We start from the raw sequence: 14,506 nt of genomic DNA on the forward strand, positions 1-14,506 counted from the left end.
CCTGCATCGCGGCGCGCGCAAACAGGGTTTGTCTGCACGGGCTCCGCCCGCGCGCTGTTTGCGCCCTCAGCGCCACTCTTCGTCGTCACCGGCAACGTCGCTCCGCTCCTCGCCGCCTCCTCCTGCATCGCGGCGCGCGCAAACAGGGTTTGTCTGCGTGCGGGCTCGGCAACGTCGCTCCGCTCCTCGCCGGCTCCTCCTGCATCGCAGCGCGCGCAAACAGAGCCTTCTGCACGGGCTCCGCCCGCGCGCTGTTTGCGCCCTCAGCGCCACTCTTCTCGTCGTCACCGGCCCCGTCGCTGCGCTCCTCGCCGGCTCCTCCTGCATCGCAGCGCGCGCAAACAGGGTCCTGGGTGCTAGTTCTCGTAGACCGAGGCGCGCAGGCGACCGATGAAGGGGAGGTCGCGGTAGCGCTCGGCATAGTCGAGGCCATAGCCGACGACGAACTCGTTCGGGATGTCGAAGCCGACATCGGCGACGTCGACGGGCGAACGGACGGCCTCCGGCTTGCGCAGCAGCGTGCACACCGCCAGCGACCGCGGCTGGCGGGTGGCGAGGTTCTTCATCAGCCACGACAGCGTCAGACCCGAGTCGATGATGTCCTCGACGATGAGCACGTCACGGCCCGCGATATCGCGATCGAGATCCTTGAGGATGCGCACCACGCCCGACGACGACGTCGCCGACCCGTAGCTCGACACAGCCATGAACTCCATCTGCGACGGGATCGGCAGTGCGCGGGCGAAATCGGTCATGAACATGATCGCGCCCTTCAGGACGCCGATCAGGACCAGATCGTCCTGCAGGTCCGTGTAGCGCTGCACCACCGACTGGGCCAGCTCCGCGGTCCGCGCCTTGATCTGTTCCTCCGTAATGAGGACTGCTTCGATGTCGTCGCCGTAGTGGTGCTCGATCTCGATCTCGGAATGCACGGATACCAGCTTGACACGTCCGCCGAACCGGGCGAAGCCCGCGGTGCCATCTACTGCGCCTGCACGCGATTGCCACCTACAGAAAATGTCGTCCGATAACAGGACAAATCTATTACAAGAGAATAACGGATCGAAACATGCGTCACCCACGGTTCGCGTTCAGCCCGCGCTCCGAGAAAAGAAGTCACTATCTATTCTTGAGCCTCACCGTGATCGGCATCACACAACACGAAGCTCGGCATTTCTGAGAATCACACGACGGCGTAATCGCCGATGACAAGCAGACTCAACGTCGGATCAAGGACGAGGACGACAATGAACCAACAGCGGCGACACCACACCCAGCCACCCTCTCGACTAGCACCTTCGCTTAGCGAAATATACGCGCCGACAGAGTATTTGATACGTGCGATTGCAATCTTCGCCGCCGCAGCGCTCGCGATCCCCCTGCTGCACGCGACCGCCCACGCTGCGCCGTCGTCGGACTCGGTGCACTACCGACTCTCCGGCCGGCCAAGTTCGCTGAGCATCTCCGTGGCAGACGGAACGATAGCCCGCGAGGGCTCTGACCTGGTCATCAAGAATGGCGCGGGAAAGTCCCTTTTCCGCATGGCTTTGTGGTATCGGGACGAATATCTCGAATTCCCCATCGACGCGCAAGTGACTCCGACATCCGCGACATTGGTCCCGTCCAAAGACAAACTGCGTGCACATCTCGTCGATCCGGTACATGTGAACGCGATGCGCGCCGTCGCCGCCAAGGCAACACCACAGAAGCAGACGAAGCAGACAAAGCAACAACGCGACGACGAGGCGTTGACGCGATTCAACGGCCAGTTGTCGGCCGGAATGACCATTTCTTCTCTGGTCGGACTCACCGTCGGCGCAATTATCGGGGGCGCGATCGGGTGCGCGATCGGAGCCGTTGCCGCAGGAATCGGGTGCATCTTCCCGGGCATAGAGATCGGTGCGACGCTCGGCTCGATCGTCGGAATCATCCTCGGCGGGGGTGGGACGCTGATCCTCTCGGCAATCCAGTACTTCCAGACGATCAACTCACCCGTCTAGATCAACTGGTGCGATCCTTCCGCGATGACCCGGCCACGATTCGCTGGCCGGGTCATCGCGGAAGACGCGTCACCCTCATCCCATCGGCTGTCCGTTCGACCGCCAGCCGGTGATCTGGCGTTCCGCCGATCGCCACCTGGCCAGGCCGAACGCCCCGGAGTAGCTCATCGACGGCCTCGATCACCCGCGTCGTGGGTTCTGTCGCACCGACCTCCCGCAGCCAGCGCCGCACGACCCTGGTCCGCACCGCGTCGGGAAGGTCGGCGACCGACGCGACGTCGAGTTCGGCGTGCTCGCCGATCCGCGACGACGTCGAGTAGATCTCATCCGCAACGTCGTCGAGAGCATCGACGTCGGCCTGCAGCGCAGTGGCGGTGCGCGCCAGCGCCTCGACGACCCCGCCGTGCAGGACGTCGTCGAGCAACGGGATCACCTCGGCTCGCAACCGAACGCGTGTGAATCGCGGGTCGCGGTTGTGGGGGTCGGCGTGCGCGGGCAACGCCAGCTCGGTGCATGCGCCGACGGTCTGCGAACGACGAACACCCAGCAGCGGCCGACCCCACGGCTCACGCCACGCACGCATACCCGCGAGCGATCGCGCGCCCGACCCCCTCCCGAGGCCGAGCAATACCGTCTCGGCCTGGTCGTCCATGGTGTGGGCCAGCAGCACGGGCATTCCGTCGCGAGCGGCGTCGAGTGCCGCGTACCGGGCTTCACGCGCAGCGGCCTCCATGCCACCGGCTGTGCCGACGCTCACCCGCAGGATCTCCGCAGACGCACCAAGTCCCGTTGCAGTCCGCGCCGCATTGGCCGCAACCGCATCCGAGCCGGGCTGTAGTGCATGGTCGACGATGAGCGCGCGAACCGTCAGCCCCGCGCGGAGCGCTCCGGCGGTGAGCGCCAACGAGTCCGGCCCGCCGGACAACCCGACGCACACCTCAGTGCGCCCGGGCAGGTGAGCGGTCGCGAAATCTGCGACCGCGCGGGTCACAGCACGCGTGCAATCCATCGCGACGGCTCGTCGATCTCGTCCGGTCGGGGCAGCGTCTCCGCATTGGTCCAGATGGTGTTGAAACGCTCCATACCGACGGTCCCGACGACCTCGTCGACGAAGGCCTTACCCCGAATGTATTGCGCCAGTTTGGCATCCATACCGATCAACGCTCTGATGATGCGCTGCACGGGATTTCGCGGTGCTGTGCGTCGTTTGTCGAACGATGCGCGGATCTGCTCGACGGTCGGAACCTGCGCTGGGCCAACGGCATCCATCACGTGGTCGGCATGCCCCTCGAGGAGGGTGCCGAGCATCATCATGCGCGTGAACGCCTCGTATTGCTCGGGCGTCTGCAACATCTGCATCACACCGATGACGCCCTTTTCCCGCTTGGCACCACCTCGTACAGCCGAATTGATCCGTGCAACAACATCTGTCACCGATTCGCCCGCATCGGAGGTCAGTACTGCGATGTTGTCGAGCATGTACTGACGCAGCCAGGGGTTTGCGGAGAACTGCACGCGGTGGGTCACCTCGTGCAGACACACCCACAGACGGAAATCCGACGGCACGACGCGCAGACTGCGCTCCACCGCAATGATGTTCGGCGTCACCAGCATGAGCACGCCGGGATTCTGGGGCCCGCTCGAATCCGAGCCACTCGGCGTGAACGGGTCGTACTGCCCGAGGATGGCGCCGGCGAGAAACGCGAGGAGACCACCTGCCTGCAGGCCGCCGACCTTCCCCGACAGTCCGCCACCGGACTCGTCGCCGTCACCGTCGAGCATCGATCGCATCGATTGCGACGCGGCGTCGACCCAACCGCGCCGATCGACCACGAGCGCACTCGGAACGCGCAGCCCGTCGGCGAGTCCGGTGACCTCGCGCACCGGCCCCTCCGCGCGCACCGCGGCGTCGGCCAGTTCGGCCTGCGCGGCGTCGAGCGTGTACTCGGTGACCTTCGGTCCAGGGCGCACCAGCCGTTTTCCGACCGTCGCGGCAAGCGACCAATCGATGCGCGCGCCGATCGACTCGCCGCGCTCATCCCGCTGGTCGGCCTCCGCCCGCTGGTCGAGCTCACCCCGCTGGTCGAGCTCACCCCGCTGGTCGGCCTCCGCCCGCTGGTCGAGCTTGTCGAGACCACTTCCCACGTCGTCGGTCGGCTCGGTCATCGGCACCCGCACTCCCTCAACTTGCCCGCGACGTTGTCGAGGGCCGGCCGCGCGTCCGCGGGAGAGGTGCCTCCCGAGATCAACGCGAACGACAGCACCCGACCGTCGACCGTCTGAACTATGCCGGTCAACGAACTGACGCCGGTCAATGTTCCGGTCTTCGCACGCACCCAACCTGCGCCGGGGTTCTCGCCGACGGTGAATCGGTCGGCGAGTGTTCCGGTGCCGCCGGCAACCGGCAGTCCGTCGAGCATCGGGCGGATCTTGGAGTCGATCGTCTGGTCGCTGCCGGTGGGTCCGCTCGCCGCTGCCATCAGCTTGTCGAGGAGCGCGGCGGGTACCAGGTTGCGGTACGACAGCCCCGACGTATCGCGCAGCGTCACGTTCGAGACGTCGAACTTGTTGTCGGCGAGCGTCTGCTTGACCGCCGACGTACCGCCCGCGAGTGTCGCGGGCCCGCCGCGTGCGACGGACAGTTCGACGCCGAGCGCTTCGGCGAGCACATTGTCGGAGTAGCGGAGCATGTCGTTGACCCTGGTGACCAGTGGAGCCGAGCGGACAGTCGCGATGGTCCGCGCACCGGCGGGAGCGGTGACATTCGTAACCGGGGCGTCGACGTCGAGCGCCTCGGCAAGTTGCTCTCCCGCGGTGATCGCCGGGTTGTCGACGCGCGGCGAGTATTCGTTGAGTCGATCCGTGCGCGCGCCGTCGGTCATCAGCGCCTCGATCGGAGCGATGTCGCCGCCCTTGATGTCGGCGCGGCTCCAACTGCTGTCCATCGTCGGACCGGTGTACGCGCTGGTGTCGACGGCCACGGACGTGACCGAGACCCCCGACTTACGGACTTGCTCGGCAAGATCGCTGATCCGACCCGGATCGGTGTAGAACGTCTGCGACCGCTTCGACTGGGCCGACAGCGTCGGATCGCCCGCCCCCTTGATGATCACCTGACCGTCGGTACCCACCACGACGGTCGTCGTCAGGCGCGCATCGTGCGGCAGTCCGAGCAGCGCGGCAGCAGCGGTCAGGATCTTGGTGTTTGATGCCGGCACTCGTGGGGTGCTCGGACTCTTGGACCACAGGATCGCGCCGGTCAGCGAGTCGCTGACCTGGCCGGTGAACTCGCCGAGCTGGGGCGCGCGGGCCGCTGCGGCGATCTGTTTTGTGACGCCGTCTGCCGTCGGCTGCGGGGCCGTGGCCGACACAGCGTTGATCGCAGGTGTCGCGGCGATCGGCGCAGGCCGTGGCGGCACACCTGCGGGCAGGTCGTCGGACTTGTTCATGCGCAACGCCACGAACAGCACACTCGAGGCGATCAACGCCAGCACGACCACCGACACCAAGGTCCACACAACCGCGCGACGTCGACCGCCCAACCGACCGTCCTGATTCCTCGCGCCCACTCGACCTCCGGTCTCGACCCATCTCTTCCGACGCCCCACAGTATCGTTGAGGCGATTCGCACAGCCGGACCGCGGCTGTCGACACCCGCCGACGGCGCACCGATCCCGCCCGAGGCGCCACGATCAAGGAGGAACCGTGGAATTCGATGTGACCATCGAGATCCCCAAGGGAAGTCGCAACAAGTACGAGGTCGACCACGAGAGCGGAAAGGTCTTCCTCGACCGCTATCTCTACACCGCATTCGGCTACCCCGCCGACTACGGCTACATCGACAACACACTCGGCGAAGACGGCGACCCGCTCGACGCGCTGGTCCTGCTGCCCGAGTCGGTGTACCCGGGCGTCGTGGTCAAGGCTCGCGTGGTCGCGATGTACACGATGACCGACGAGGCAGGTGGCGACGACAAGCTGCTGTGCGTGCCTGCCAAGGACGTGCGCTGGGATCACATCCAGGACGTCGGCGACGTGTCGGAGTTCGAGCTGAACGCGATCTCGCACTTCTTCGAGCACTACAAGGATCTCGAGCCCGGCAAGTCGGTCACACCGGGCGGTTGGGTCGGCAAGGACGAGGCGGAGAAGGTGGCCCAGGCCGCCGTCGAGCGCTTCCCGGGGCACTGATCGACGCCCCTGCCGCTACATACTGAAAAGTCCACCTCATCTGCTGCGCGACACCTTCGGCACTGCCGAAGGTGAACCGGCACAGATGAGGTGGACTTTTTTGGGTCCTACCCTTCCGCCCTACTCGGCGGCGGCAGGTTCGGCGGTCGGCTGCCCGCGGCGAAGCGGGAGCTCCTTCCACGTCACCGTGCCGATGATCGCCAGCAGCGAGACGATCGACACCGTCAGGAACACCGTGTCCATCGAGTTCGCGAAGCCCTCCTTGATCGGATCGCCCAGTTCGGCGGGCAACTTCTCGATGATCGACGTATCGCTCATCACCGCGTCCGACGACCCCGACGCTCCCCCGGGATTCTGCGACGCCGCGATCAGACCCTTCGCGAACTCACTGACCTGCGGATCATCACTGCCCGCGGCCCGCACGACGGCGGCGCGGTACTCGGGAGTCTGCGCCGCAGCGACCATCTCGTCCTTGATGTTCGGTCCCATCATGCTGAACAGCAGCGAGAAGAACACGGCCACACCGAGAGTCGCGCCGATCTGACGGAAGAAGGTAGCGGTGCCGGTCGAGAGGCCCATGTCCTTGGGCGGCAAGATGTTCTGCATCGCGAGCGTGATCGGCTGCATCAGGTTGCCGAGCCCGAAGCCGAGCAGGAACGCCATGAGCATGACGGTCCACACCGGCGTCGACGTGCTCACCAGGTGCAGCAGGAACGTGGCAACGGTGATGAGTACCGCGCCCACGATCGTGAACACCTTGTATCTGCCTGTGCGCGAGATCATCTGACCCGACGCGATCGAGCCCATCATCAAACCGAGGACCATCGGCAGCATCTGCAGGCCGGCGACCATCGGGCTCGAGCCGCGCAGCACCTGGAAGTACTGGGGCAGCATCGAGATCCCGCCGAACATCACCGCACCGACGACCATCGAGATCACGATGCCCTGCGCGAACACCCGATTCTTGAAGACGCGCAACGGGATCAGCGCGTCGTCGCCCATCTTGTGTTCGATCCAGACGAACAGCGCGATGCCGAAGGCTCCGACGCCGTAACAGAGCCATGCCCAACCCGAGAACCAGCCCCATTCGCGGCCCTGCTCGGCCACGATCAGCAACGGCGCGATACCGACGGCGAGCGCGAAAGCACCCCAGTAGTCGGTACGGCCACCGCGACCCTTTTGTTGGTCGTAGTTCAGCACCTTCGCGACGACGATCAGCGCGATGATCCCGATCGGCACATTCACCAGAAAGACCCAGCGCCACCCCGACACCCAGAGGATCGTCGACTGACCGGCGAAGAAGCCACCGAGTACCGGACCGAGCACACTCGACGTGCCGAAGACCGCGAGGAAGTAGCCCTGGTATTTCGCGCGCTCACGCGGTGGGACGATGTCGCCGATCGTCGTCAGCGCCAGGGTGAACAGACCACCGGCACCGAGCCCCTGCAGAGCGCGGAACGCCGCGAGCTCGTACATCGACGTCGCGAGCGAGCACAGCAGCGATCCGACGACGAAGATCGAAATGGCAAGCAGGAAAAAGGGTTTGCGGCCGTAGAGGTCGGAGAGCTTGCCGTAGAGCGGCGTGACGATGGTCGACGTCACGAGGTAGGCGGTGGTCACCCAGGCCTGCATGTCGTAGCCGTGCAGGTCGTCGGCGATGGTGCGGATCGCCGTCGACACGATGGTCTGGTCGAGCGCAGCGAGGAACATTCCCAGCATCAGGCCTGCCAGGATCGTGAGGATCTGCCGGTGGGTCAGACCGGCGCCCGCAACGTCGTCCGACGCGGTGGACACCTGCGTCTTGTCTGTCATCTCGTTCCTTTCCCGGAATGTTCGCCCGCGGGCACGATGAGCTGCTCCGCGGCGTCGACGAAGCGGTCGAACAGCACCACCAGCGTCGACAGTTCGTCTTGGGTCCAGTCCGTCATTGCGGACTCGAATGCTTCACGACGCATCGCTCGCATGCCCTCGACACGTCGACGTCCTGCGTCGGTGATCACGAGGAGCGTCGCGCGTCCGTCGTCCGGGTCGGCTTCGCGACGCACGAGGTCGAGGTCGACGAGTTGCGCGACGTGTCGCGACACAGTGGACGGATCGGCGTTGAGCGCTGCGGCGAGTTCACTTGACCGCATGGGTGCACGGTCGAGGTGGAACAGCCCGCGAAACGCTGCGGTCTCGAACTCTCCGTCCTTCGTGCGGAACGTGGTGTGGACCGCGCGATCGCGAACACGCAGATATCGGCTGAGTGAATCGAAGAGCTGGTCGATCGACTCCGGTTTGAGCACGGTCACCGCCTTTTACTACCTAACGGACAAAGCCGACAGATGTTGCCTATTGCAAGTAGTTGCATGTTGCAAGCAAATGTCGAGCGCAAGTATGCGCTCGAGTTCTGCGGTACGCAAACAGCCCACTACCATGGACATTCGTGACTCCTCAGCCTCCACCACCGTCAGGTAGCCGCCCCCACTTCACCTCGATGCCCGACCTCGCATTGCGCGATCTCGGCGGCGCGGTCGTGTGGACCAACGACGATCTGTTCGCGGAGGTCCAGAACCTGATTAAGACCGGTCCGGCCGAGTACCGCCCCGCGACGTTCGGGCACAAGGGCCAGGTCTACGACGGCTGGGAGACGCGACGCCGACGCCGCGACGGAGTCGACCAGGCGATCATTCGCCTCGGCGCGCCCGGAGTGATCTACGGCGTCGTCGTCGACACGTCGTGGTTCAAGGGCAACTATCCGCCCGAGATCTCGGTCGAGGCGACCGCGGTCGAAGGCGTCGTATCGGCACAACAGCTCGTCGACGACGCCGAGTGGACGACGATCGTCGAGAAGACCCAGGTCGACGGCGACACACGCAATCCGTTCAAGGTCGACGCGAAGGACCGGTTCACGCACGTCCGGCTCACCATGCACCCCGATGGCGGTGTCGCACGTTTCCGCGTCCACGGCCGGGGCGTGCCGAACCCGCACTTCTTCCGCTACGGGCACTTCGACCTCGCCGCGCTCGAGAACGGCGGATTGATCACCGCATGCTCGAACATGTTCTACAGCTCGCCGAACAACCTCCTGATGCCCGGTCGCGCGCGGCACATGGGCGAGGGTTGGGAGACCAGCCGCCGTCGCGACTCGGGCAACGACTGGGTGCAGGTGCGCCTCGCCGGGCAGGGCAGGGTGAGTCTCGTCGAACTCGACACCAGCTACTTCATCGGCAATGCGCCGGGAGCAGCGACGGTTCGCGGCAGAGACGGCGAGAACGGCGAATGGTTCGACGTGTTGCCGCGCACCGAACTTCAGCCCGACACCCGCCACCGCTTCGTCATCGATCTCGACCGGCCGATGACCGAAGCGCGCATGGACATCTTCCCCGACGGCGGCATGGCACGGTTCAAGCTCTACGGGTTGCTCACCGAGGAATCGCAAGCGGGCCTGATCGAGCAGTGGGAGCGCGGCGAGGCCTGAGCGAGATCGCCCGCCGACCGAGCCCGCGCCACTGATCGAGTCCGCGCCGCTGATCGAGCCCAAACCGCTGATCGAGCGCAACCCGCTGATCGAGCTTGTCGAGATCACCCCACCCGCCGGTCGAGCCCGACCCGCTGATCGAGCTTGTCGAGATCACCCCACCCGCCGGTCGAGCCCCACGCCGCTGATCGAGCTTGTCGAGATCACCCCACCCGCCGAAACTCGAACTGCGGCAACATCTCTGCGCCTCGGCGTGGCCAAGCCGTGCGGGCCGTCGACGTACGCACCATCTCCAGCGACTCGTCGTCGAGGCAAGTACGGCACACCGAGGTCAGCGAGCGGCGGCACGGCCACGCGACCGTGTGGTCACAACCACATAGTCGCGCGCCCGTCCGGCAACTCGCTGCAGGACAAACTGAGTGGGCATTCACATACGCGTCTCACGAGGATCTATTAGCCTGCCGTTCGCCTGTTGGACACCGAGGAGGGCTTCGCTAACTCTTCGTGACCCACGAACCTCACAGTCTGCCCGATTCGGACACCTCGCCCGTCCCGCCGATGTCGCGCCGGCGATTCATGCAGACCGCCTCAGCCGCAGCCGGCACGGCAGCCGCGCTCGCAGCCGGTGTATCCGAAGCGGTTGCCGCACCGCGTCATCAGGCCTTCCTTCACTCGGTGGCCTCCGGCGATCCGCTGCCTGATCGGGTCATCCTGTGGACCCGGGTGACTCCTGAGCCGCGGGCAACACCCGGATCGGGATTCGGCCAACCGACCAACGTCCGGTGGCAGGTGTCCGTTGACCCCGGATTCACGCGCATCGTGTCGTCGGGCATCTTCTCCACCTCCGTTGATCGCGACCACACCGTCAAGGTCGACGCCGCGGGCCTGTCACCGTCGACGCGGTACTTCTATCGCTTCACCATCGCCGACGGCCCACTGGCGGGCACCGTGTCACCGACGGGGCGCACCAAGACCGCTCCGGCGCTGTCGGCCGATATCGACAAGCTGCGGTTCGCGGTGTGTTCGTGCGCGAATTACGAAGCAGGCCACTTCATCTCCTACCGTGCCATGGCGCAACGGGATGACCTCGACTTCGTGCTACACCTCGGCGACTACACCTACGAATACGAGACCGGCGGATATCCCGGCGCGTACAACGAGACAGTCCGCGCCACCGCGCCGGTCCACGCGACCGTCACCGTCGACGACTACCGCATCCGGCAGGGCAAGTACCGCCAGGATCCCGATCTCGCCCGCGCGCATGCCACTCACCCGTTCATCTGCATCTGGGATGACCACGAATCGGCCGACAACTCCTATCGGGACGGCGCAGAGAACCACAAGACTCTCACCCAGGGCAGCTGGAGCGCTCGCAAACGTGCGTCGGACAAGGCGTACTTCGAGTGGATGCCGGTGCGCCCCAATTCGATTGACAACGGCGAACACCTCTACCGTCGGTTCCGCTTCGGCCAGCTCGCCGAGCTGATCATCCCGGACCTACGCTCCTACCGCGACAAGCAGTCCTACCTCAAGGTCGACGATCCCAACCAGAGCCTCACCGGCAAGACGCAATACACGTGGCTCGAGACCTCGATCACCACGTCGTCAGCGAGCTGGCAGGTGATCGGCAACGAGGTGATGATGGTTCCGCTGGTGATTCCCGAGACCACCGACCCGCGAGTCGCCGACTGGCTCCACAAGCAGATCGGCCTGCCCGCCGACGGAATCACGATCAACAACGACCAGTGGGACGGATATCAGGCCGAACGCCGCGCACTGCTGCACGCGATCGACAAGGCGGGCAAGAAGAGCGTCGTGCTGGTCACCGGCGACATCCACAGCTCGTGGGCCAGCGAGATCCCCCTCAGCGCGCCCCACTACGGCAAGGATGCGAGCGGGCGCGTGGTCGCGTGCGAATTCACCCCGCCCAGCATCACCGCGGCCAGCGGCTACGACAGCATCGCCATCAACAGGGCACTCGCTGCTCCGGTTGCGACGGCCCTCGACGTCGCCCAGGAAGCCATCAAAACCGCGAACCCCTGGATCAAGGACGTCGAGCTCACCACACACGGTTTCGGAGTGATGGAAATCAACAAGTCACGCGCGCAAATGAACTGGTTCTACGTCAAAGACGTGATGAACCCGGCGTCGTCGGTGCACCCCGCCTTCAGCTGGTACACGCGCGCCGGACAGCCGAAACTATTGCGCGCCTGAGCTTTTTGACGTCCTTATTATCCGACGGCACCCACTGAACGGCCCCGATTTTCTCGCAATGATTGGACTCCCATGCATTCTGACCACTCCGCCGTGGCTCCACGACGCACACTCGCCCTCGCTGCGGGACTGACGGCGTGTGCCGTGGCGGCCACGGTTACCGTCGGTGCGACGTCCGCGCATGCGGCGCCCCTCGGGCAGCCGTCGGCGCCGTTCCCCACCGAATGCAGGTCGGGTAGCACACTAACGCTCGGTGAACTCGTACCGATCGTTGCCAAGTCGCTCGACGCCCGAGCACCCGGCGCCGCGCCGTCGATCGACAGCGCCGCCGGTCGATTCTCCACGCAACTGCACAACAGCACCGTCAGCACCCTGGTGGTCACTCAGCGCGGGTCGGAAGTGAGCCCCGGTCAAGGTGTGCAGGCCACCCACGGTGCCAATGCGCTGGTTCAACAGGTGTTGTCGATCAAGAACGGCACCTATCGCGACGGCTACCGGCTGTCCTCGATCACGCTCAACGACGCAGTCGAGACCGTTCTCGTGGGGATCGAGGCCAACGACGCGATCGTCCTCGACAACATCGCGACCATCCTCGGCGAGGTGGCGTCGAAGGCCGTCTCGGGTGCCGTCGGTGTGCCGATCGTCAGCAGCATCATCGGATCCATCGCGGGAAAGATCGTCAAATCGGTCGCCGCGCTGCCGGGGACCGCGGCCGAGAAGGGCGGAAAAGCCCTTGGAGACAAGGCAGACAGCACCTGTCTGGCGGCCGGAGACGGCACCACACCGGTCCGACGGGAAACGGTCAAGGACGCCTTCGCCGTGAACGTCAGTCCTGAGCTGACCACCTTCGCGAAGTCGTTGAGTCCGTCGAGTGGCGACTGTCGCCCGCTGGCAGGCCTGAGCCTGGACGAGGCCGTCGCCTACGTCGGCGCGACGCATGAGTCGACGCTACCGAAATCGCAACGGGCGTCGTTTGCGGCGAGCGTCAAGACCGTCCGCGCCAACCTACACAAGGTGTACCTCAGCAACGCCTTCGTCCCGAAGACCAAGGACGAGCTGATCGGCGTATTCGAAAAGGTGGCGGGTCTGCCCATCATCGGCGGTCCTGGCCTGACCTACGCGGCCGGAGTGCTGCAGAACCTCAGTGCCGGCGGCGAACTCAGTCACCACATCCCGTTGTCGGATGTCTCGGTCAACGCTGTGTTCAACGGGGGCCGTGCCGTCAACGATCTCCGAACTTTCAAAGCAACACCCGAATGGGCTCTTGCGAGCGCACAGGGTGCTACAAAAGCGTTGTGCCGCACCACCGATGAAGGCAAGCCCTACCCAGGCGCCGACAAGACCGTCTATCTGGGCAAGTGAGGAAACACTCGATGTCATCGATCCACATTCCCGTCAGATCGCTCAGGCGCGTCGTCGCGGCCACCGCTCTGACCGCCTGCGCACTCCTCGGCGCACAGGTACCCACGGCCGTCGCAGCGCCGACTCGACCCAACCCGACGCCGTTCCCCGCGGGTGCGATCGCGACGGTGTACCAGTCCGACGTCCACGGCTCTGACGTCATCTATTGGCCCGTGATCTCGAGCTTCACCGACATTCGCAAGAACCACCCCGACACGATCGCCGAGAACTCGGACAAGACCGCAGCGATCAATCAGTCGGCGAAGAACGATCCGGCACGTCAGAAGCGGGCACTTGACGACGGCTACGCGATTGACGGCTTGTCGCAGAACCAGCTCTACACAATGTCGGATGCGTTCGGCGCCAACCTCGGTAGAGATTTCCGTCAGGCCCTTGCGGACAAACGACTGCCCAAGGTCTCAGCTCTGCTCGACACATTGTTCGCCCGGGGTCAAGGCATCGCTGCGTCCACGGCGATCGAGAAGGCCCTCTCTGACAACGACCGTCCGTATGTGGCCGAACCCGACCGCATCACGGTGTATAACCGGCCCGGCAGGTCCAAGAGCGACGTGCAGTCCAGCGGCTCGTCGTACCCGTCCGGACACACCGCGTCGGCAATGATCCGCACCGGGCTCCTGGCACTGATGATTCCCGAACTCGCACCACAGTTTCTTGCGCGCGGTAGCGAGGCCGGCTACAACCGCGTGGTGCTGGGAGTGCACTATCCGCTCGACGTGATCGCGGGACGGATGGTTGCCGACGCCGCCGTCGCCGACAGGTACGCCGACCCCAGGTTCCGGCCGCTGATCGTCGCCGCCGGACAGGAGCTTCGCGCAGAACTCGAATGGCGTTGCCGTGCAGCACTTTCGACGTGCATTGCGCGCGATACTCCGTATCGCAGCACACCCGGCGCACTGGCCGACTACGACGCGCGCATGTCCTACGGACTCTCGCGCATCGGCTCGCCGAGTGCAGCATTTGTCGTACCGCCCACAGCCGTCGACCTGGTGCTGCACGCACATCCCCGACTCACCCGCGCGCAGGCCGCCGATCTACTTCGACGCACCGCATATCCCGCCGGGTACCCACTCGACGACCAAAAACCCGGCGCGCAGTCGTGGCAGCGACTCGACCTGGCCCGCGCCTACGCCGTACCCCGCTGATCGAGCCCAACCCGCTGCTCGGGGCTTTACCCGCTGATCGAGCTTGTCGAGATCACGCCGACCGAGCCCAACCCGCTGAT

General features: G+C 65.3%; 12 protein-coding genes. 6 read left to right on the forward strand and 6 right to left on the reverse strand.

The genetic code is table 11. The features are described from left to right. Positions 1-356: 356 nt before the first annotated feature. A complete protein-coding gene (gene hpt / locus GOSPT_RS16460) occupies positions 357-932 on the reverse strand; it encodes a hypoxanthine phosphoribosyltransferase (protein ID WP_005207551.1) in 576 nt (191 codons plus the stop codon). A 399-nt stretch (positions 933-1,331) separates the two neighbouring features. On the opposite strand from hpt, the gene GOSPT_RS16465 reads away from it, so the two are divergent. Then, positions 1,332-2,000 (forward strand): DUF8020 domain-containing protein, encoded by a 669-nt coding sequence (locus tag GOSPT_RS16465; RefSeq protein ID WP_005207552.1) that lies wholly within the window; start codon positions 1,332-1,334, stop codon positions 1,998-2,000. A gap of 52 nt (positions 2,001-2,052) precedes the next feature. Here GOSPT_RS16465 and tilS read toward each other — a convergent pair whose 3' ends face one another. Genes tilS through dacB form a run of 3 tightly spaced genes read right to left on the reverse strand, consistent with a single transcriptional unit; the run spans position 2,053 to position 5,569 of the window. Further along, the gene (gene tilS, locus GOSPT_RS16470; protein ID WP_005207553.1) at positions 2,053-3,009 is read right to left on the reverse strand and encodes a tRNA lysidine(34) synthetase TilS; all 957 of its coding nucleotides are present in this window, start codon (positions 3,007-3,009) and stop codon (positions 2,053-2,055) included. Next, the gene (locus GOSPT_RS16475) at positions 2,988-4,166 is read right to left on the reverse strand and encodes an Rv3626c family coenzyme F420 biosynthesis-associated protein (RefSeq protein WP_005207554.1); all 1,179 of its coding nucleotides are present in this window, start codon (positions 4,164-4,166) and stop codon (positions 2,988-2,990) included. The genes tilS and GOSPT_RS16475 overlap by 22 nt, the downstream gene beginning before the upstream one ends. Then, entirely contained in the window at positions 4,163-5,569 is a 1,407-nt protein-coding gene (dacB, locus tag GOSPT_RS16480; RefSeq protein ID WP_005207555.1) for a D-alanyl-D-alanine carboxypeptidase/D-alanyl-D-alanine endopeptidase, read from the reverse strand. Before dacB ends, GOSPT_RS16475 begins: the two co-directional genes overlap by 4 nt. Positions 5,570-5,705: 136 nt before the next feature. On the opposite strand from dacB, the gene GOSPT_RS16485 reads away from it, so the two are divergent. After that, positions 5,706-6,188, forward strand: a complete 483-nt coding sequence (locus GOSPT_RS16485) for an inorganic diphosphatase (protein ID WP_005207556.1) — start codon at positions 5,706-5,708, stop codon at positions 6,186-6,188. A 120-nt stretch (positions 6,189-6,308) separates the two neighbouring features. Here GOSPT_RS16485 and GOSPT_RS16490 read toward each other — a convergent pair whose 3' ends face one another. Both GOSPT_RS16490 and GOSPT_RS16495 read right to left on the reverse strand, forming a co-directional pair. Continuing rightward, the gene (locus GOSPT_RS16490; RefSeq protein WP_005207557.1) at positions 6,309-8,000 is read right to left on the reverse strand and encodes an MDR family MFS transporter; all 1,692 of its coding nucleotides are present in this window, start codon (positions 7,998-8,000) and stop codon (positions 6,309-6,311) included. Then, a complete protein-coding gene (locus GOSPT_RS16495) occupies positions 7,997-8,479 on the reverse strand; it encodes a MarR family winged helix-turn-helix transcriptional regulator (protein ID WP_005207558.1) in 483 nt (160 codons plus the stop codon). Before GOSPT_RS16495 ends, GOSPT_RS16490 begins: the two co-directional genes overlap by 4 nt. 185 nt (positions 8,480-8,664) lie before the next feature. Here GOSPT_RS16495 and alc point away from each other — a divergent pair, with 185 nt between their 5' ends. The 4 genes from alc to GOSPT_RS16515 all read left to right on the forward strand — a co-directional run bounded on the left by alc (position 8,665) and on the right by GOSPT_RS16515 (position 14,426). Continuing rightward, positions 8,665-9,648 (forward strand): allantoicase, encoded by a 984-nt coding sequence (gene alc, locus GOSPT_RS16500; protein WP_005207559.1) that lies wholly within the window; start codon positions 8,665-8,667, stop codon positions 9,646-9,648. A gap of 576 nt (positions 9,649-10,224) precedes the next feature. Beyond that, positions 10,225-11,862 carry an alkaline phosphatase D family protein gene (locus GOSPT_RS16505; RefSeq protein WP_005207560.1) on the forward strand — a complete coding sequence of 546 codons (1,638 nt, stop codon included), beginning with the start codon at positions 10,225-10,227 and terminating at the stop codon, positions 11,860-11,862. Between the two features lie 72 nt (positions 11,863-11,934). Next, entirely contained in the window at positions 11,935-13,224 is a 1,290-nt protein-coding gene (locus GOSPT_RS16510) for a hypothetical protein (protein WP_005207561.1), read from the forward strand. Between the two features lie 11 nt (positions 13,225-13,235). Further along, the gene (locus GOSPT_RS16515; RefSeq protein WP_005207562.1) at positions 13,236-14,426 is read left to right on the forward strand and encodes a phosphatase PAP2 family protein; all 1,191 of its coding nucleotides are present in this window, start codon (positions 13,236-13,238) and stop codon (positions 14,424-14,426) included. Positions 14,427-14,506 lie beyond the last annotated feature (80 nt).

This window comes from Gordonia sputi NBRC 100414, assembly GCF_000248055.1.
In the GTDB taxonomy this organism is placed as follows: domain Bacteria; phylum Actinomycetota; class Actinomycetes; order Mycobacteriales; family Mycobacteriaceae; genus Gordonia; species Gordonia sputi.

Excerpts from the sequence above, each read along its gene's own strand:
- GOSPT_RS16490 (WP_005207557.1), bottom strand. The coding sequence starts at position 8,000 with ATGACAGACAAGACGCAGGTGTCCACCGCGTCGGACGACGTTGCGGGC.
- GOSPT_RS16505 (WP_005207560.1), top strand. The coding sequence starts at position 10,225 with ATGCAGACCGCCTCAGCCGCAGCCGGCACGGCAGCCGCGCTCGCAGCC.
- GOSPT_RS16475 (WP_005207554.1), bottom strand. The coding sequence starts at position 4,166 with ATGACCGAGCCGACCGACGACGTGGGAAGTGGTCTCGACAAGCTCGAC.
- tilS (WP_005207553.1), bottom strand. The coding sequence starts at position 3,009 with ATGGATTGCACGCGTGCTGTGACCCGCGCGGTCGCAGATTTCGCGACC.
- GOSPT_RS16515 (WP_005207562.1), top strand. The coding sequence starts at position 13,236 with ATGTCATCGATCCACATTCCCGTCAGATCGCTCAGGCGCGTCGTCGCG.
- GOSPT_RS16510 (WP_005207561.1), top strand. The coding sequence starts at position 11,935 with ATGCATTCTGACCACTCCGCCGTGGCTCCACGACGCACACTCGCCCTC.
- alc (WP_005207559.1), top strand. The coding sequence starts at position 8,665 with ATGCCCGACCTCGCATTGCGCGATCTCGGCGGCGCGGTCGTGTGGACC.